The 18,930-nt window shown below is 65.4% G+C and carries 15 protein-coding genes and 1 tRNA gene; 4 read left to right on the top strand and 12 right to left on the bottom strand.

The window, feature by feature from the left end:
* Positions 1–16 precede the first annotated feature (16 nt).
* A complete protein-coding gene (gene ffh, locus C8C95_RS05380; protein ID WP_116747907.1) occupies positions 17–1,396 on the top strand; it encodes a signal recognition particle protein in 1,380 nt (459 codons plus the stop codon).
* 140 nt (positions 1,397–1,536) lie between these two features.
* On the opposite strand, the gene mdoH is transcribed toward ffh, so the two are convergent.
* The 12 genes from mdoH to C8C95_RS05320 form a co-directional block, all read right to left on the bottom strand.
* A complete protein-coding gene (gene mdoH, locus C8C95_RS05375) occupies positions 1,537–3,624 on the bottom strand; it encodes a glucans biosynthesis glucosyltransferase MdoH (RefSeq protein WP_243415636.1) in 2,088 nt (695 codons plus the stop codon).
* Positions 3,597–5,111: a glucan biosynthesis protein G gene (locus C8C95_RS05370; protein WP_116747905.1), complete on the bottom strand. Its 1,515-nt coding sequence runs from the start codon at positions 5,109–5,111 to the stop codon at positions 3,597–3,599. The genes mdoH and C8C95_RS05370 overlap by 28 nt, the downstream gene beginning before the upstream one ends.
* 239 nt (positions 5,112–5,350) lie before the next feature.
* Positions 5,351–6,763 carry a sigma 54-interacting transcriptional regulator gene (locus tag C8C95_RS05365; RefSeq protein WP_116747904.1) on the bottom strand — a complete coding sequence of 471 codons (1,413 nt, stop codon included), beginning with the start codon at positions 6,761–6,763 and terminating at the stop codon, positions 5,351–5,353.
* A gap of 15 nt (positions 6,764–6,778) precedes the next feature.
* On the bottom strand, positions 6,779–7,450 hold the full coding sequence (locus tag C8C95_RS05360) for a hypothetical protein (RefSeq protein ID WP_243415635.1): 672 nt from the start codon (positions 7,448–7,450) through the stop codon (positions 6,779–6,781).
* Positions 7,440–8,903, bottom strand: a complete 1,464-nt coding sequence (locus tag C8C95_RS05355) for an ATP-binding protein (protein WP_116747903.1) — start codon at positions 8,901–8,903, stop codon at positions 7,440–7,442. The genes C8C95_RS05360 and C8C95_RS05355 overlap by 11 nt, the downstream gene beginning before the upstream one ends.
* A gap of 43 nt (positions 8,904–8,946) precedes the next feature.
* Positions 8,947–10,293 carry a tRNA (N6-isopentenyl adenosine(37)-C2)-methylthiotransferase MiaB gene (gene miaB / locus C8C95_RS05350; RefSeq protein ID WP_116747902.1) on the bottom strand — a complete coding sequence of 449 codons (1,347 nt, stop codon included), beginning with the start codon at positions 10,291–10,293 and terminating at the stop codon, positions 8,947–8,949.
* A 101-nt stretch (positions 10,294–10,394) separates the two neighbouring features.
* Entirely contained in the window at positions 10,395–10,850 is a 456-nt protein-coding gene (locus C8C95_RS05345) for a hypothetical protein (RefSeq protein WP_056066296.1), read from the bottom strand.
* A gap of 168 nt (positions 10,851–11,018) precedes the next feature.
* Positions 11,019–11,095 (bottom strand) — tRNA-Met (locus tag C8C95_RS05340).
* Between the two features lie 25 nt (positions 11,096–11,120).
* On the bottom strand, positions 11,121–11,900 hold the full coding sequence (locus C8C95_RS05335) for an enoyl-CoA hydratase (RefSeq protein ID WP_056066293.1): 780 nt from the start codon (positions 11,898–11,900) through the stop codon (positions 11,121–11,123).
* A gap of 73 nt (positions 11,901–11,973) precedes the next feature.
* A complete protein-coding gene (locus C8C95_RS05330) occupies positions 11,974–13,785 on the bottom strand; it encodes a M61 family metallopeptidase (protein WP_116747901.1) in 1,812 nt (603 codons plus the stop codon).
* Positions 13,786–13,841: 56 nt separating this feature from the next.
* Entirely contained in the window at positions 13,842–14,570 is a 729-nt protein-coding gene (locus C8C95_RS05325) for a DsbC family protein (RefSeq protein WP_116750144.1), read from the bottom strand.
* Between the two features lie 29 nt (positions 14,571–14,599).
* Entirely contained in the window at positions 14,600–15,751 is a 1,152-nt protein-coding gene (locus C8C95_RS05320) for an FAD-dependent monooxygenase (RefSeq protein WP_116747900.1), read from the bottom strand.
* Positions 15,752–15,834: 83 nt separating this feature from the next.
* Here C8C95_RS05320 and C8C95_RS05315 point away from each other — a divergent pair, with 83 nt between their 5' ends.
* The 3 genes from C8C95_RS05315 (at position 15,835) to rarD (ending at position 18,919) form a co-directional block, all read left to right on the top strand.
* Positions 15,835–16,707 (top strand): MOSC N-terminal beta barrel domain-containing protein, encoded by an 873-nt coding sequence (locus tag C8C95_RS05315; RefSeq protein WP_116747899.1) that lies wholly within the window; start codon positions 15,835–15,837, stop codon positions 16,705–16,707.
* An 85-nt stretch (positions 16,708–16,792) separates the two neighbouring features.
* Positions 16,793–17,887 (top strand): redox-regulated ATPase YchF, encoded by a 1,095-nt coding sequence (ychF, locus tag C8C95_RS05310; RefSeq protein WP_116747898.1) that lies wholly within the window; start codon positions 16,793–16,795, stop codon positions 17,885–17,887.
* 153 nt (positions 17,888–18,040) lie between these two features.
* On the top strand, positions 18,041–18,919 hold the full coding sequence (rarD, locus tag C8C95_RS05305) for an EamA family transporter RarD (RefSeq protein ID WP_116747897.1): 879 nt from the start codon (positions 18,041–18,043) through the stop codon (positions 18,917–18,919).
* Positions 18,920–18,930: the final 11 nt, after the last annotated feature.

The following is an 18,930-nucleotide window of genomic DNA, read 5'->3' as shown; positions in this document are numbered from 1 at the left end:
TACCGGAAACACCCCTATGGCCTCCGCCCTTACCGACAAACTCACGCGCCTCGTCAAGGAGATGCGTGGCCAGGCCCGCATCACCGAGTCCAATGTCACGGACATGCTGCGCGAAGTGCGCATGGCGCTGCTCGAAGCCGACGTGGCCCTGCCCGTGGTGCGTGACTTCATCGCCCGCGTCAAGGAAAAGGCCCTGGGCCAGGAGGTGCTGGGTTCGCTCAAGCCCGGGCAGACGCTGGTCAGCATCGTCAACCGCGAACTGGCCGCCACCATGGGCGAGGGCGTGGCCGACATCAACCTGGCCGCCCAGCCGCCCGCCGTGATCCTGATGGCTGGCCTGCAAGGTGCGGGCAAGACCACCACCACGGCCAAGCTGGCCAAGCACCTGATTGAAAAGCGCAAGAAGAAGGTGCTGACCGTGTCGGGCGACGTGTACCGCCCGGCCGCCATCGAGCAGCTCAAGACAGTGACCAAGCAGGCCGGTGCCGAATGGTTCCCCAGCACGCCCGACCAGAAGCCGCTTGACATCGCCAGCGCTGCCCTGGACTACGCCAAGAAGCACTACTTTGATGTGCTGTTGGTCGATACGGCCGGCCGCCTGGCCATCGACGAAGCCTTGATGAAGGAAATCAAGGACCTGCACGCCGCGATCAACCCCGTCGAGACCCTGTTCGTGGTGGATGCCATGCAGGGCCAGGACGCCATCAACACGGCCAAGGCCTTCAAGGACGCGCTGCCCCTCACCGGCATTGTGCTCACCAAGCTGGACGGCGACTCGCGTGGTGGTGCCGCGCTGTCCGTGCGCCAGATCACCGGGGCGCCTATCAAGTTTGCGGGTGTCTCGGAGAAGATCGACGGGCTGGAAGTGTTCGATGCCGAGCGCCATGCAGGCCGCATCCTGGGCATGGGCGACATCGTGGCGCTGGTGGAGCAGGTCACCGCCGGGGTGGACATGGAGGCCGCACAAAAGCTGGCGGCCAAGGTCAAGAGCGGTGACGGGTTCGACTTGAACGACTTTCTCTCGCAGATCCAGCAGATGAAGCAGATGGGCGGACTGTCCAGCCTGATGGACAAGCTGCCCTCTCAGCTCACCGCCAAGGCCGGTTCGCTGGACATGGACAAGGCCGAAAAGGACATCAAGCGCAAGGAAGGCATCATCCAGAGCATGACCCCCCTGGAGCGCCGCAAGCCCGAACTCATCAAGGCCACGCGCAAGAAGCGCATCGCCAACGGCGCGGGCGTGCATGTGCAGGAGGTCAACCGCCTGCTCAAGGAGTTCGAACAAATGCAGGGCATGATGAAGAAGATGAAGGGCGGCGGCCTGATGAAGATGATGAAACGCATGGGCGGCATGAAGGGCATGGGCGGCGGAGGCATGCCCAAGATGCCTTTCTGAAAGGTTTTCAAGCCTTTTTGGCTCCAGGCGCTACAACCATATGCCTGAGCTGCTATGAAAATATGAGTAAACAAAAAAGCCGACATGTGTCGGCTTTTTTATGGCCCGCCCGGCTGGGAGCGGTGGTGCGGTCTGGCACCTCAGGCGGTTTGCAAGGCCATGGGCCGTCCCATGCGCCCGGCGTGCATCCAGGCGCGGCGCAGCACCGGGGGCGACCACGACTCTTCAGGAATCAGCAGCAGCCGTTGGGCACGCAGCGCCCGGCCCAGCGCGATCTGGCTGGTCCACACCGCCAGCGGAATCGCCAGTGCCAGCGGCAAGCCCACAGGCATCAGCCACAACAGCGCGCTGCTGTCGATCAGCGCCACGCCCGCCGCCAGCAGGGCGATCACCGCGCTCATAGGGGCCAGCTGGCGCACGGCGTGGCGCCAGGGCACTGCATGGGCTTCGCGCGGGGGCGACTTCCACTCCAGCTTCAGTCCAGTCAATGCGATCAGCACGAACAGCGAATGCGCCAGCATGCGAACGGGCGCCTGCAGGATGGCCATGACGCTCTCCAGCACGGCGCTCTTGAGCAGGCTGAAAGCGCCGCCGTACTGCTTTTGCTCGCGGCGCATGAACACCGCCGTCACGCCCAGGATGCGGGGCAGGAACAGCAGGCACAGGGTCCAGGCCCACAGCGCTAGCAGCTCGGCGGGCAGGATGTGCCAGTCCGCCACCAGCTTGGCGCCCGACAGCCACAGGGCCGTGCCCAGCGTGAGGAAGGCCAGCCACAGCGGCGCCGACAGATAAGCCATGGCGCCGGTGATGAACATGGAGCGGTGCACGGGGTGGATGCCGGGCTCGGCCATCAGGCGCGCGTTCTGCAGGTTGCCCTGACACCAGCGCCGGTCGCGCTGCAGTTCGGCCAGCAGGTCGGGCGGCTGCTGCTCGTAGCTGCCGATCAGGTCGGCCACCAGCCACACGTGGTAGCCCGCGCGGCGCATCAGTGCGGCCTCCACAAAGTCGTGCGACATGATGCCGCCAGACAGACCACCCGTGCCCTGGATGGGCGCCAGCGCGCAGTGCTGCATGAAGGGCGCCACGCGGATGATGGCGTTGTGGCCCCAGTAGTGAGATTCGCCCAGCTGCCAGTACTGCATGCCCAGCGTGAACAGGCGGCCCGTGACGCGCGACGCGAACTGCTGCGCGCGGGCGTGTAGCGTGACATGGCCGATGGCCTGCGTGGCGGTCTGGATGATGCCGGCCGTGGGGTGGGCTTCCATCAGCTTGGCCATGGAAACGATGCAGTCGCCGCTCATCACGCTGTCGGCGTCCAGCACCACCATGTAGCGGTAGTCCTTGCCCCAGCGGCGGCAGAAGTCGGCCACGTTGCCTGCCTTGCGGTGCGTGCGGCGCGTGCGCAGGCGGTAGTACACCTGCACCTGGGGCTGCTGGCTGTGCTGCGCCAGGGCGTTGCGCAGCTCTTCCCAGGCAGCGCGCTCGGCGCGGGCAATGGCGGGGTCGTTGCTGTCGGAGAGCACAAACACGTCGAACGTGGTGCCATGGCCGGTGGCGGCCACCGACTCGCAGGTGGCCCGCAGCCCGGCAAACACGGTGGCCACGTCTTCGTTGCAGATCGGCATGATGATGGCGGTGCGGGCGTCGGGCGCCAGCGTGTGCCCAGCCACGCTGCGCGCCGACAGTGCATGCCGGTCGCCGCGCAGCATCACCCAAAAGCCCATCAGCCCGGTCAAAAAGCCGGTCACCACCCAGGCGGACAGCAGGGCAAACAGCGCGATCTGGCCGTAGCTCAGCCACGCGTTTTCGTAGTCGGGCTGCACGCTGGCAAACAGGGTGCTGGCCAAGGCCGTCGTCAGCACAGTGAGCAGCGCAAACGTCCAGCGGCGGCGCTGCGCTGCGCCTTGCCAGGCGGCGGTGGATTCAGCGGGGGCCTGTGCCACCCTGGCCGGTGCGGGTTGCGGAGACGTGCGGCCCGTGAGGCGCAGCAGCACGGCAGTGCCCACGCTGTTCCAGAAGCCGCGCCAGGGCAGGGGCACCATGGAGCCACGGTGCAGGGGCGGTGCCGTCACCGCATTGGGGTGGCGCTCCTCTCGCAGTGTGCTGCGTCGGCTGGGGGTTGGCCGGGGGTAGGCCACACCGCGCCGCGCGACCACGGCAGGGCCGGTGGATGCGTGGGTGCCGTGGGGGTCATGAGGGCTTACTCGGGAAGACTGATGTGCGTCCATGTTTCACTCACAGCGTGGTTGTCGTGTTGGAGAAAAGCGCGCAGCTCGATGGGCCGGTCAGCCTGCAGGCGCTGGATGCGAACGGTCATGCGCCACCCGCCGGTGGCGGGGTTGCGGTAGGCAATGTTTTCCAGCACCTTGCCGTTGGCATCGCTGGTCACAACGACCTTGAGGGAGGCCTCCGCAGGCAGGGCCTTGAGAGCCGGGCCCTCGAAATCGACCACGTACTGAACCTGCTGGCGCAGAGCCTGGGCCGACAGCTTGGTGTAGCCCATGCCACGGCGCGACTGGGAGGCCCAGGCGCCGGGCGGGCGCTGCTGTTCGTCGCCCTGCCAGCTCAGCTCATAGGCAAATTCCAGCGGCTGGCCGGGGGCGGGCATCTGGGCGGGCACCCAGTACGCCACGATGTTGTCGTGCGTCTCATCGGGGGTGTTCAGCTGCACCAGCTCCACGCGGCCAGCGCCCCAGTCGTGCAGGGGACGGACCCAGGCGCTGGGGCGGCGCTCGTAGCGGGCCTCCACGTCCTCGTAGCTGGCCCACTGGCGGTCGCGTTGCATCAGGCCAAAGCCCTTAGGGTTTTTGGTGGCGAACGAGGTGACCAGTGTTTGCCGGGGGTTCTGCAGCGGGCGCCACAGCCACTCGCCTTCGCCCGTGGCCACCATGAGTCCGTCGGAGTCATGCACTTCGGGGCGGAAGTCCTCCTTGCGCGGCTGGTTCTCGCCGAAGAAGAACATGCTGGTCAGCGGCGCAACGCCCAGTGTGGCGATGGGTGGGGTGCCCGAGGCGGCGCGCACAAAAATGCGGCTGCGTACCGTGGTGGTGGTCTGCGCGCCGGGCTGGATGTCGAAGCGGTAGGCGCCCGTGGCGCGTGGCGAGTCGAGCAGCGCATACACCGTGACCTGGGTGGACAGCGGGTCGGGCCGCACCAGCCAGAACTCGGTGAAGCGGGGAAATTCCTCGCCCCGGCCGCCCACGGTGTCGATGGCCAGCCCGCGCGCTGACAGGCCGTACTGCTGGCCTTGGCCCAGCGCGCGGAAGTAGCTCGCACCCTGGAAGACCACCAGCTCGTCCTTGTAGGCGCTGGAGTTCAGGTGGTTGTGCAGACGAAAGCCTGCAAAGCCCAGATCGCCCCAGGCCTCGGGCCGCAGCTGGTTCTTGCCGTAGTCAAAGTCCGCGCGGCTGTAGGGGATGTGGCGCACGCCCTGGGGCGTCACCTCGTTGATCAGCACCGGCTCTTTCTGGTACAGCCCCAGATGGAAGAACATGGCCTCGTAAGGCAGCTTCTCGGCCCGCCACAAAGCGCGATCAGGGCGCCAGCGGATGTCGCGCACCTGGTCGTAGTTGAGCTTTGCGAGGTCGGCCGGGAGCCTGTCGCTCACGGGCCGGTAGGGTTGGCTGGCGCGTTCGCGGGCGAGGCGGGTCACGCTCTCGAAGTCAAAGCCCTGTGCGTGTGCGCCCCCGGCCAGCAGGGCGGTGGCCAGGGCCATTGCGGGCCCTGCGTGCCGTCCTATGTGGCGGAAAAAGGAGGGAAAAACTGCGTGCATGCCAGGCATAGGGCAAACCCTGTGCCAGCTGCAAAAAATGCTTTGAAATCAATGGGTTGGAGTGGCCTCTGCGTGTAAGCAGTTGTGCAATCGCCTGTGGGCGCCTATCAGCCCCTGCTTTTTGTCGCCGGATGGCGACAAGGGGTGGGTGGTTGGATCAAAACACCCGGTAAATCAATGACTTATTCGTGTCGCTCATCCACGACATCGTCTGAATCGACTGCATCCTGCTTGAACTGCCCCGGCGTCAGCGCGTGCTTTTGCAGCAGGCGGTAGAACTCGGTGCGGTTGCGTTGCGCCAGCCGCGCCGCATCGGCCACATTGCCATCGGTCATCTTGAGCAGGCCCACCAGGTACTCGCGCTCGAAACGCTGGCGGGCCTCCGCAAAGCTCAGCACCTGGGTGGACGGGGTGCGGAGTGCGCGCTGCACCAGCGTCAGGGGCACCAGGGGAGTGGTGGACAGGGCGCACACCTGCTCGACTACGTTGTAGAGCTGGCGCACGTTGCCCGGCCAGGCGGCGGTGGTCAGTGCCTTGAGCGCCTCTGGCGCAAAGCCAGACAGGCGCTTGTCGTATTTGCGGGACAGGCGGTCCAGAAAGTGATTGGCCAGCAGCGCGATGTCTTCGCGCCGCTCGGCCAGGGTGGGCAGCACCAGCGACACCACGTTCAGCCGGTAGTACAGGTCCTCGCGGAACTGCGCGCTGGCCATGGCGGCCTCCAGGTCCCGGTGCGTGGCCGAGATGATGCGCACGTCGATGGGCGTGGCCTGGCTGGCACCCACGGGGCGCACGGCGCGCTCCTGCAGCACCCGCAGCAGCTTGACCTGCAGGGCAGGGGGCATGTCGCCAATCTCGTCCAGCAGCAGGGTGCCGCCGTCTGCGGCCTGGAACAGCCCCTTGTGGTTGCTCACCGCATCGGTGAAGGCGCCTTTGACGTGGCCGAACAGCTCGGACTCCAGCAGCGCCTCGGGGATAGCACCGCAATTGACGGCCACAAACGGACGGGCCGCACGCGGGCTCGCGCGGTGGATGGCACGCGCCAGCAGCTCCTTGCCCGAGCCGCTGTCGCCACGCAGCAGCACGCTGGCGTCGGACTGGGCGACCATGTACGCCTCGGACAACAGGTCTGTCATGCGGTGCGACCGGCTCACGATCTCGGCCCGCCAGTCCTCGTTGGCATGCGGCTGCGCCACGGCAGGGGCGCTGAGCGCCAGCGCCTGTGCGATCTTATCCAGCAGCTCCTTGCCGTCGTAGGGCTTGGTCAGGTAGGTGAACACCCCGCGCGACGTGGCCTCGACGGCATCGGGAATGGTGCCGTGTGCGGTCAGCAGGATCACGGGCAGAGAGGGGTGGCGGGCACGCACTTCGTCAAACAGGGCCAGGCCGTCGCGCCCTGGCAGGCGCACATCGCTGAGCACCAACTGCGGGCGCGCAATGTCCAGCTGCGCCAGCGCCGCTTCGGCAGAGCCCACGGCCACCACGTCGTGCCCGGCGGCTTTCAGGCGCAATGACAGCAGTCGCAGCATGTCGGCGTCGTCGTCCACCACCAGGATGCGGGCGGGGGGGGCGGCACGGTGGGGGGCAGAGGAGTCCATGGCGGGGGGAGATGGTCAGGGAGCGGGCCGTGGCCCGGAGCCATTGCCCACCGCTGGTGCGGACGGAGATGCGGCGGGCGCTGGGCGCGTGCTCAGGCTGCGTTCGATGGCGCGCACGGCTTCCAGGCGTTCGCTGAGTTGGTCGTTGCGGCGTTGGGTGTCGCGCAGTTGCTGCGCCTGACGGTCGAGCTGGTCCTCCAGCCGGCGTTGTTGCAGCAGTCGGGCCTCCAGCAGCCGGGCCAGGGGATGCAGCGGCTGCGCTGCGGGGCTGGTGTTGCCCAACACGCGCTGCACCAGGCCCAGCGCGCGGGCGGTATCCACGGCCTGGCGGGTTTGCGCCAGGGCCGTGGCCAGAAGCAGCGGCGTGTCAGGGGTGGCATCCTCCGCTTCGCCCAGCCGGGCTATCTCCTTGGCGAGTTCGACAGGGGGCAGCTTGAGCACACGGTCCGTCTGGGCCAGCAGCAGCGCGACGGGGGTGTGGTGGGTGTCCGCGTCGGTGCTCCTTGCTTCGGCAGGGCCCACTTCCACCGTCGGGGCCACGGGCACGGCAATGATCATCGCGACCGGTGGCGTCTGGGCGGGGGCGGGTGGGGGCGTGGTGGTGGCACAGCCCGCCAGCACGGCGCCCAGCGCAAGCAGCGGCCATCGCAGGGCGTGGGAGGGAAGGGGAGGACTGCTAGGCGGCATGGGGAAGTTCGATGCGAAAGAAGGAGTGTGCGCCTTCGTCCACCAGGCGCACGCTGCCGCCATGGGCCTGCACATATTCCTGCACGATGGACAACCCGATGCCGGTGCCGCGCACGGCATCGTCCGGTTGGCGAACACCCCGGTAAAAGGGTTCAAACACGCGGTCGCGGTCCACCCGGTCCACGCCGGGCCCCTGGTCGAAGACGTCCAGGCGCACTTGGCCGGGAGGTTGCGAGAGCACCAACCGCACCGTGCCCTGGGGAGGTGAAAAGCGGATGGCGTTGGACAGCAGATTGCTGACGGCGGAGGTGATCTTGTCGGCATCGACCAGCATGCGCACGGGCGGCCCCTCTACCCGCACGGTCAGGCCCTTGGCCTGCCACTGCAGCCGCTGTGTCTCGACCTGGGCCTCCAGCAGGGCCAGCAGATCGGTGTCGCGCCGCTGCAGTTGCCGTGCCTCGAAGGCGGCGGCGTTGAAGCGCAGCAGTGCCTCGATCTCGCCCTGCAGCTGCAGCGTGTTGTGGTGCAGGATCTGCGCGACCTCGCGCTGGCCGGCGGTGAGTTCGCCCGTCACGCCGTCCTGCAGCAGCGCCACGCCCTCGCGCAGCGCGGCCAGAGGGGTCTTGAGTTCGTGGGAGACATGGCGCAGGAACCGCGCCTTGTCGGCATCCAGCTCCAGCAGTCGCAGCCTCAGCCATTCCAGCCGCTGGCCCAGCCGGCGCACGTCGTCCGGGCCGGAGATCAGCACCGGTTCGTCCAGCTGGTTTTCACCCAGCTGCCGGATGGCGCCTTCGAGACGCTTGAACGGTCGCGCCAGCCAGATGCCCAGAGACAGTGCCAGCACCAACGCCAGCACAATGGCGCCCACTACCTGGTGCGTCACGTTGCGGCGGCTGCTCTCCACCTGGTCCTGCAGCGCCTGGTTGCGTTGGGTGTTGATGTCCTGCACCGACTGCACCATGGTGCCGTGCAGGGTTTCCAGGGCCATGAATTCCTCGGCGACCAGGCGTTCATTGTCGAGCGCACGGTCTGGCGGTGCGTCCAGCAGGGTTTTGACGGCCTCCAGGTGGGTGCGCCACGCCTGCGTCTGCGCGGTCGGCAACCCTGCGGCCTGCAGGTGGTCCACTACGGTGAGCGCATCGACAGCCATGTCGTCGAAGCTGCGGCGAAGCGGCGCATCGCGCAGCACCAGTGACTGCCGCGCCGCACGTTCCAGGGCTTGCCCGCGCTGGTTCAGGCCTTGTGCGGCCGTGGCCAGTGCAGTGGCCTCGGCCGTGCCATGGCGGCTGAGCACCATGAGCTGCTCCAGCGTGTGCAATGCCCTCAGTGAGCTGACTCCCAGCAAGCCTGCAATCAGCACGAATGCCAGCAGCAACAGTTGCTGGAAGGAGAGGCCATGCAGCAGGCCTTCGGCGGGTGGCGGTGCCGTGGGTGGGGGGCTCTGGGTGGGCATTGCAGCCAGGTGGGTCGGCGTGCGCGGCGTCTGTGCCTGCGCGTCAGCCGGCCAGTGCGGCGGTTTCGTGCGTCAGCACCTCGCCGCGCAAGGTATAGGCCTTGGCCTCGGTGATGGTCACATCCACCATCTGACCCACCAGGCGGGGCTGGCCTACAAAGTTGACCACGCGGTTGCACTCGGTGCGGCCCATCAGCTCGGTGGCGTCGCGCTTGGAGGCGCCTTCCACCAGTATGCGTTGTACCGTGCCCACGCGGCTTTCGCTGATGGACTTGATGTTGGCGTTGATGACGCCCTGCAGGTGCTGCAGGCGGCGCAGCTTCACGTCGTGCGGCGTGTCGTCGTGCAGGCCTGCTGCGGGGGTGCCGGGGCGGGGGCTGAAGATGAAGCTGAAGCTGTTGTCAAAGTGGATATCGTCGATGAGCTTCATCATCTTGTTGAAGTCGTCTTCCGTCTCGCCGGGGAAGCCTACGATGAAGTCGCTGCTCATGGCCAGGTCGGGGCGGATGGCGCGCAGCTTGCGCACCGTGCTCTTGTATTCCATGGAGGTGTAGCCGCGCTTCATGGCCATCAGGATGCGGTCGCTGCCGTGCTGCACGGGCAGGTGCAGGTGGCTGGCCAGCTTGGGTAGCTTGGCATAGGCCTCGATCAGCCGGGGCGTGAATTCGTTGGGGTGGCTGGTGGTGTAGCGGATGCGCTCAATGCCAGGGATGTCCGACACGTATTCGAGCAGCAGCGCAAAGTCGGCAATCTCTGCCGTGCCACCCATCTTGCCCAGGTAGGCATTCACGTTCTGGCCCAGCAGGGTGATTTCCTTCACGCCCTGGTCGGCCAGGCCCGCCACTTCGACCAGCACGTCGTCGAATGGGCGGCTCACCTCTTCGCCACGGGTGTAGGGCACCACGCAGTAGCTGCAATATTTGCTGCAGCCTTCCATGATCGACACAAAGGCCGACGCGCCTTCCACACGCGCGGGCGGCAGGTGGTCGAACTTCTCGATTTCGGGAAAGCTGATGTCCACCTGGGGCTTGTCCAGCCGTTCACGCTGGTTGAGCATCTCGGGCAGGCGGTGCAGGGTCTGGGGGCCGAACACCACGTCCACGTAGGGCGCGCGCTTGATGATTTCCGCGCCCTCCTGGCTGGCCACGCACCCGCCCACGCCGATCTTCACGCCGCGCGCCTTCAGGTGCTTGATGCGGCCCAGGTCGCTGAAAACCTTTTCTTGCGCCTTCTCACGCACCGAGCAGGTGTTGAAGAGGATGAGGTCGGCTTCGTCCACGTTCTGCGTGGGCTCGTAGCCTTGGGCTGCGTTCAGTACGTCGGCCATCTTGTCCGAGTCGTACTCGTTCATCTGGCAGCCGAAGGTTTTGATAAAGACTTTTTTGGCCATGGCAATTTCGCAAAAGAGCAAGCAAACACCGCGCCCGGCATGGTGCGGAGACTGTGAATGTCACAACGGCGCGGTGGCTGTACGGCCGCACCGGAAAGGAGTTACTTCAGGGCGGCGCCCGAGCCGGTCGTGATGTTGGTGACGATGGCGTCGCTGCCCTTGCGGGGCTGTGCGGCCTCGCTTTCGGTCAGGATCCATGCGGAATGCAGCATGCCGGTGCTGTTCTCCAGCACGTAGTTGACCTTGAAGGTCTGGCCCAGCACCGTGTGTGCCATGACCAAGGTGTTCTGGGGGCTGAACAGCCGCATGCCGGGGGCCATGCGGATGGTCTTGCCATTGAGTGTGGCTTCGGATGCGGTGTTGATGCTCAGCGTGCCCCGCAGTGCGGCTTCGGGGAACGGGCGTGAGAGGCCCAGGCCTGGCTGTACTTGAGCCGAGGCCGGAGCCACGGCGCAGAGGGCCGCACAGGTCACCACGGCCATCCATGCGGCATGGAAAAAGCGGGGCCCCCGCTGGGCGGGGTAGCGGCTGGAAGAGGGTGTGGTGCAGCGGTTCATGGTTTACATCCAGGGGCTGAAGGCACAATTTTAGAAGGGGTTGCCAGCGTGGCATATCCCTCTGACAAGTCAAGCGGCTCTGTGCTTCGATGGGCACAGGAACAGGTTCTGAGGCTCGCCTGAAAGAAAAAACCCACAGTGGGTTGCCGCACTGTGGGTTTTTGTATTTGGTGGTCGTAGGTGGACTTGAACCACCGACATCAGCATTATGAATGCTGCGCTCTAACCAACTGAGCTATACGACCGGAAACCAGAATTATAGAACAAAAATTATTGGTGTGTGAAGTTGGCAGCGCGTTTGTTCATGAACGCGTCCATGCCTTCTTTTTGGTCCTGCGTCGCAAACAGCGCGTGGAACAGGCGACGCTCAAACATCACGCCATCGGCGAGCGTGCCCTCGAAGGCGCGGTTGACCGATTCCTTGGCTGCCATGACAGCGATCTGCGAGAAGCCGGCAATCATGATGGCGGCGCCCAGTGCTTCGTCCATGAGCTTGTCGTAAGCCACCACGCGGCTGACCAGTCCGGCGCGCTCGGCTTCGGTCGCGTCCATCATGCGGCCTGTCAACGCCATGTCCATGGCCTTGGACTTGCCCACGGCGCGGGGCAGGCGCTGCGTGCCACCGGCACCAGGGATCACGCCCAGCTTGATCTCGGGCTGACCGAATTTGGCATTGTCGGCGGCGATGATGAAGTCGCACATCATGGCCAGTTCGCAGCCGCCGCCCAATGCAAAGCCGCTGACGGCGGCGATGACGGGCTTGCGAATGGAGCGGATGGTCTCCCAGTTGCGGGTGATGTAGTCGCCCTTGTAGGTGTCAGCGAAGCTGTATTTGGCCATGGCGCCAATGTCCGCGCCCGCCGCAAAAGCCTTTTCGCTGCCGGTGACGATCATGCAGCCGATTTTCTCGTCAGCGTCGAACGCCTTGAGGGCAGCGCCCAGTTCATTCATGAGTTGGTCGTTCAGCGCGTTAAGCTGTTTGGGCCGATTGAGGGTGATGATGCCGACCTTGTCCGCTTCAATGCGCACCTCGATGGTTTCGTAAGCCATGAAATCTCCTGGGGGTTATGGTTGGTTATGAAAGCTGCAGCAATATACCCAAGGCAGTGGGGCTTTGCTGCCGTCAGGCCAGCCAGCGTCCCGCTGCAGCGGCGTCTGTCACCGTCAGGCTGATGGTGTCTGGCGCCATGGATGTGGCGGTCGCGTTGCGCCGGCCCTTGGCAGGGGCTCCAGCTGCCTGGACCGGTGGTATCTCCAAGGACAGGCGCAGGAGTCGCCCGTCGCGGGCCACCAGTGCCTGCAGGGTGGTGTGGGTGCCCGCGTAGAACGTGACGTCGTCGAGCTTGCTGATGCGCCAGCCCTGGCCCTGCATTTCCACGCCCAGCCACTCGTCGCCTGCAGACATTCCTGCCTTCTCTGCGGCTCCGCCACGCAGCACGGTCTTGATCTGCACACTGTGGTTCTCTGCCACACGCAGGCCCAGGCGCTGGGCCAGCTGCGGCCGGTCGGCCTTGAGCGCCACGCCGTGGGCGGCCAGCAGCTCCTCCAGGGGTAGATCGGCTGTGCTGTGCACCCAGTGCGCCAGTTCCTTGTCGAATGGGCGGCCGGCCAGGTCGTGGAGCACGGCGCGCAGATCCGCTTCGGTCATCGGGCCGCCCGCGCAGCGCACCCACAGTGCGCGCATTACATCGTCCAGCGTGGCTTTGCCCTCGCGCCGCAGGGCCAGGTCCAGGCACAGGGCTACCAGAGAGCCCTTGGTGTAGTAGCTGACGGTGGTGTTGGGTGTGTTCTCGTCCTGTCGGTAGTACTTCACCCACGCGTCAAAACTGGCCTGGGCCACGGTTTGTACCGACCGGCCGGGGGTTTGCAGCACCTGGTTGATGGTTTTGGTGATGAGCTTGAGGTAGGTTGCGTCGTCCAGCAGCCCGGCGCGGCGCAGCAGCAGGTCGTCGTAGTAGCTCGTGAAGCCCTCGAAGAACCACAGCAGTTCGGTGTAGTTCTCTTGCGCATAGTCGTAGCGGGTGAACTCGGCAGGCCGCAGGCGTTTGACGTTCCAGGTGTGAAAGTATTCGTGGCTGATGAGGCCCAGCAGTGTGGTGTAGCCCTCACTGGCTCGCACATCGCCCTGGCGGGGCAGATCGCGTCGCCCGCAGATCAGCGCCGTGGAGTTGCGGTGTTCCAGTCCCCCATAACCATCTCCCACGGCGTTGAGCATGAAGACGTAGCTTTTGAACGGCGCCTTGCCTTCGCGGTGCCAGAAACGGATGGCGGTTTCACAAATTTTCTGCGTGTCGGCCAGCAGGCGCTTGCCATCGAACGACGGAGCCGCACCTGCCACCACAAACTGGTGGGCAATGCCGCAGGCCTTGAAGCGCCCCACCCAGAAGTTACCCAACTCCACCGGGCAATCGACCAGTTCATCGTAGTCGGCCGCCGCGTACAGGCCAAACCCTTGCTTGTCGGCATTCAGGGGCCGTAGACCGGTGGCAGCAGCCCAGGTCGCCGTGGCCGCCGTGCGTGCCAGTTCCAGTGTGTGGGGCTGTTTCTCCTGGTCATGCACGCGCAGACACAGACTGGTGCCGTTGAAAAAGCCGCGCGAGGCGTCCAGCCAGGCAGTGCGTACGGAGCTGTCGTAGGCGCACACCTGATAGCTCAGCACCAAGGGCTTGCCCTCTGTGCATTGCACTTGCCAGCGGTGCTTGTCCAGTTGGGCCGGTTGCAAAGCGCGTTGGCCTTGCCGAGCCGCCAGAGCTTGCAGATTCTTGGAGAATTCCCGCACCAGGTAGCTGCCCGGGATCCAGACCGGCAGAGACAGTTCTTGCGATGCCGCTGGCCGCTGCACCGTCAGCGTCACGGTGAACAGATGCGCGTGCAGGTCTGTGGGTTCGACGCGGTAGTGAATGTCTGCGGCAGAGGCTGGGCGGGAGAGGGGCATGGCATGTGCCGCGCAAGGGCCGCGCGGAGTCGTCGGTCGGGGGCTTTCAGCGGCTATTAATTAGCGGTGGTGGTGTCGCTGGCGGCTTCGGCCAGGCGTTTTTCCACCTCCTGGGCCCCGATGGCGCCGGGCACGCGTGTGCCGTTGGCAAAAATCAGGGTGGGGGTGCCGGTGATCTTGTACTTCTTGCCAAAGGCCAGGTTGCGTTGCAGTGCGCTGGTGTCGCAGCTGGCTGCCGGTGCGGGCTTGTCGCGCACCATCTGGTCTTGCCACGCCGTGGCCTGGTCCTTGGAACACCAGATGTTGCGCGACTTTTCGGCCGAATCCGGGCTCAGGATGGGGTACAGGAACAGGTACACCGTCACGTTGTTGATCTGCTGCAAGTCGCGCTCAAAGCGCTTGCAGTAGCCGCAGTTGGGGTCCTCGAACACGGCCACCTTGCGCTTGCCGTCGCCGCGCACAATGGTTACGGCATCTTTGAGAGGCAGGGCCGAGAAGCTGACGGCTGTCAGCTTGCTGATGCGGTCTTCGGTCAGATTGCGGCGCGCCTTGGAGTCGATGAGTTCACCCTGGATCACATAGTCGCCCTTGGCGTCTGTGTAGAACAGGTCGGTGCCAATGCGCACTTCGTACAAGCCCTTCATGGGTGTGGGGCGCACTTCGTCGATCTTGTCCATTTGAGGAATGCGCCCGGCCAATGCCTTGCGGATGACGTCCTCTTGCGCCGTGGCGCTCAGGCTCAGAGTGGCTGCCGCGACGGTCAGCAAAGCAGTGGTCAATTTCATCATGTTCCCGTTCAATCAAACTCGCGCGTTCAGCGCATCCCCATGGCCTGGCGGGCCACAAAATCCTTCAGCAGGCCGCTGTGTTCAAAGCCCTTCATGCCCCAGTTGCGCAGCGCCTGCCAGGGCGCCTCCGGACGTGCAAACAGTTGCTGCAACCCATCGGTGGCCAGGCCCATCGCTATCAGAGCCGCTTTTCGCTGGCGTTCGTAGCGCCGCAGCAGCCGCAGGTCGGCGACGCTGCGCCAGTAGTCGCGGGTGCGCAGCACATCGGCCAAGGCTGCCACATCGGCCAAGCCCAGGTTCAGCCCTTGCCCTGCCAGCGGATGCACGTTGTGGGCCGCGTCGCCTGCCAGTACCCAGCTACGCGCAGCTGGGCCATTGGTCGCATTGGTCGATGCAGCACCGCACCAGCGGTCCGCCTTGGCCAGCTGCAGCGGCCAAGTGGCACGCTCGGCAATGAGCTCAATGTTGCCGAGCGCCAGCTGGCTCGCCGTCTGCAATTCCTGCGCAAAGGCGTCGGCCGGCAACGCCATCAGCGCGGAAACCCGCTCCTCAGGGACGGACCACACCACGGCCACAGAGTTCCCCTGGGCTCCCTCCAGCGGCAAAAAAGCCAGGATGCCTTGTGGCAAAAACCACTGGCGTGCGACCTGTGCATGCGGATGTTCGCAGCGCACCCGCGTGGCAATGGCGTGCTGGGCATAGGGCGTCACGTCAAAGTGCACGCCAAACTCGGACCGGGTGGTGCTGGCGCGTCCTTCGCACACAACCGTCAGGGGCGCAGCCACCGGGATATCCACCACCTCTACCAATGGCTGAAACCGCACAGCCTGTGCCAGTCGCTCTTCCAGGGCCGGCACATCCACGATCCAGGCGAGGGCTTCTACCCCCTGGGAGGCGGCATCGAAATGCACGCAGCCATCCTGATCGCCCTGCACCTGCATGTGCTTGACGGCGGTGGCGTGTTCGGCGTCGGGCCAGCTGCGCAGCGATTCGAGCAGGCTACGGGACGCTGCATTCAGGGCATAGGCCCGTACATCGGTGGCCACCGCGCTGCGTGGAGCCGGGTCTGGTACCAGGGCCACCCTCAGTCGTTCCCGTGCCAGCAACAAGGCCAGAGTTCGGCCCACGATGCCGGTGCCACGAATACAGATATCAAAGGTTGGGGCCATGACAGGCATTGTAGGAGGGGTCTTACCCCCTGTAATGACAGGGCAGAATTGCGGTCTGGCCTTTCTGGCACCCTTCTTCAGGAGCACCCGGCGTGAGTTTCCCTTCCGAGTCTGATCTGTCCGGCACCATTGCGCGGCTGTTTGTGTATCCCGTCAAATCCTGTGCGGGCATCGAGGTGCAGCAGGCGCTGCTTACCGAGACCGGGCTGGATCCGGACCGCGCCTGGATGGTGGTGGACGCACAGGGCATGTTCCTCACCCAGCGCGGCCTGCCCCGCATGGCGCTGATCCGGCCCCAGCTCAAGAGTGACGAAATGGTGCTGCGGGCTCCGGGCATGCTGGCGCTGCATGTGGCGATCGACGCAGTGGAGGCACCAGCCACGGTGACTGTCTGGCGCGACACGGTCCCTGCTTGGGACATGGGGCCTGTAGCGGCCCAGTGGTTCAGCGACTTTCTGGGGCAGCCCTGCCGCCTGGTACGGTTTGACCCGGAACATCGGCGGCTGTCCAGCCTGGAGTGGACGGATGGCGTGGAGGCTCCCAATCAGTTTGCTGACGGGTTTCCGCTGCTGGTGACCAGTGAGGCATCCCTGAACGATCTCAACGCACGGCTCACGGCCGACGGCCACGGCGCGGTGGGCATGGAGCGGTTTCGGCCCAACGTGGTGTTGGCGGGGGTGGATGCCCACGACGAGGACCGCGTGGATCTGATCCATGTGGAGGGCGATGGTACCGCCGACGTCTACCTGCAACCGGTAAAGCCCTGCGCGCGATGCCCCATCCCCGACATTGACCCGGCCACGGCCGAGAGCCATCCGTCGGTGGGCGACACCTTGCGCACCTACCGCCAGGACAAGCGACTGGACGGCGCCATCACGTTCGGCATGAACGCCATCGTGCGCAGCGGCGCTGGGCAGTGGCTGCGTGTGGGGCAACGCATTGCTGCCGATTTGCGGTTTGAATGACCGTCTGATTTGGGCCATCAGCACTGGGCACTGGGCGCGCCCGTAAAATCGGCGGTTTGTCTCCAGAACACCAGAAAGCCCTGCCATGAGCCTCCAATGCGGCATCGTGGGCCTGCCCAACGTCGGCAAGTCCACCCTTTTCAACGCGCTGACCAAGGCTGGTATTGCCGCCGAGAACTATCCCTTCTGCACCATCGAGCCCAACGTGGGCGTGGTGGAGGTGCCGGACCCCCGCCTCCAGCAGCTGGCCCAGATCATCTCGCCCGAGCGCATCGTTCCCGCCATCGTTGAGTTTGTGGACATTGCCGGCCTGGTGGCTGGCGCCAGCCAGGGTGAAGGCCTGGGCAACCAGTTCCTGGCCCACATCCGTGAAACCGACGCCATCGTGAACGTCGTGCGCTGCTTTGAAGACGACAACGTGATCCACGTGGCGGGCCGCGTGGACCCGATCTCCGACATCGAAGTGATCCAGACCGAGCTGTGCCTGGCTGACCTGGGCACGGTCGAGAAAGCCCTGAACCGATACACCAAGGCTGCCAAGTCGGGCAACGACAAGGATGCCGCCAAGCTGGTGGCGCTGCTCACCCGCATCCAGGCCGCACTCAACGAAGGCAAGCCTGCCCGCTCGGTCGAAATCACCAAGGAAGAGCAGCCGCTGCTCAAGTCCCTGTGCCTGATCACGGCCAAGCCCGCGATGTTCGTGGGCAACGTGAGTGAAGACGGCTTCGAGAACAACCCGTTCCTGGACCGCCTCAAGGACTATGCTGCCAGCCAGAATGCGCCCGTGGTGGCCATCTGCGCCAAGATGGAGGCCGAGATGGCCGAGATGAGCGACGAAGACCGCGACATGTTCCTGGCCGAAATGGGGCAGACAGAACCAGGCCTGGCGCGCCTGATCCGTGGCGCCTTCAAGCTGCTGGGCCTGCAGACCTACTTCACCGCTGGCGTGAAGGAGGTGCGCGCCTGGACCATCCACATTGGCGACACCGCGCCTCAGGCTGCTGGTGTGATCCACGGCGACTTCGAGCGCGGCTTCATCCGTGCGCAGACGATTGCCTTCGAGGACTTCATTGCCTACAAGGGCGAGCAGGGCGCCAAGGATGCCGGCAAGATGCGTGCTGAAGGCAAGGAGTACGTGGTCAAGGATGGTGACGTGCTGAACTTCCTGTTCAACGTCTGACCCTGCTGCAGGCTCCTCGGGGCCTGCGTGCGCTGTGTTGCCCGTCATCCCTGTCTGCCCCCGGGCGGGCAGGGATTTTTTCTGGCGGCTTCCCGCTCCAGAGCAACCCGGGCAAGGCCATGCCTTCGTTCACTCTTTGATGGTTTCTCACGCATGAATACAGGAATCCTCTACGCTGCCCTCGCCTATGTCGCCTGGGGGCTGTTCCCGCTGTACTTCAAGCAGGTGGCCGATGTGCCCTCGCTGGAGGTGGTGATGCACCGCACGCTGTGGTCGCTGGCCGTGGTGCTGGGGCTGCTGGCCGTGCGCAGGCAATGGGCGTGGATGGCGTCTGTGGTGCGCCAGCCGCGGGTGCTCGGCGCATTTGCATTGTCGGCCGTGCTGTTGTCGGGCAACTGGCTGACCTACGTGTGGGCGGTGCAGAACCACCATGTGGTCGATGCCAGCCTGGGGTATTTCATCTTGCCACTGGTGAATGTGGCGCTGGGCTTCGTGTTCCTGCGCGAGCGCCCCCGGCCGGGGCAGTGGCTGGCCGTGGCGGTGGCTGCGGCCGGTGTGCTGTGGCTGGCCGTGCAGGCAGGGCGCCTGCCCTGGATCGCGCTGGTGCTGGCAATGACCTTTGGCTTCTATGGCCTGCTGCGCAAGGTAGCGGTGCTGGGCGCGCTGGAGGGGCTTACCTTGGAAACCCTGATGCTGGCGCCGGTGGCGGCCGTGGTGCTGGCCTGGTGGAGCTGGCAAGGACAGGGCGCTCTGGTGCAGGGCGATGCGTCTACTGTGGGTTGGTTGCTGTTGGCCGGGCCCATGACGGCCGTACCTTTGCTGCTGTTTGCGGCGGGCGCGCGGCGCATTCCCATGTCCACGCTGGGCATCCTGCAATACATCTCGCCCAGCCTCCAGTTTGCGCTGGGGGTGTGGGTGTACCACGAGGCCTTTCAGCCCGCGCGGCTGGTGGGTTTTGTTTTGATCTGGGCCGCGCTGCTGGTGTACAGCGTGGAGGGCTGGTGGACGCGTCAGCGGATGGCGGTGGCCTGAATCGCCGGGGG

Source organism: Acidovorax sp. 99 (genome assembly GCF_003096455.1).
Classification (GTDB): domain Bacteria; phylum Pseudomonadota; class Gammaproteobacteria; order Burkholderiales; family Burkholderiaceae_C; genus Acidovorax; species Acidovorax delafieldii.
This window is presented reverse-complemented; position numbering and strand designations above follow the sequence as displayed.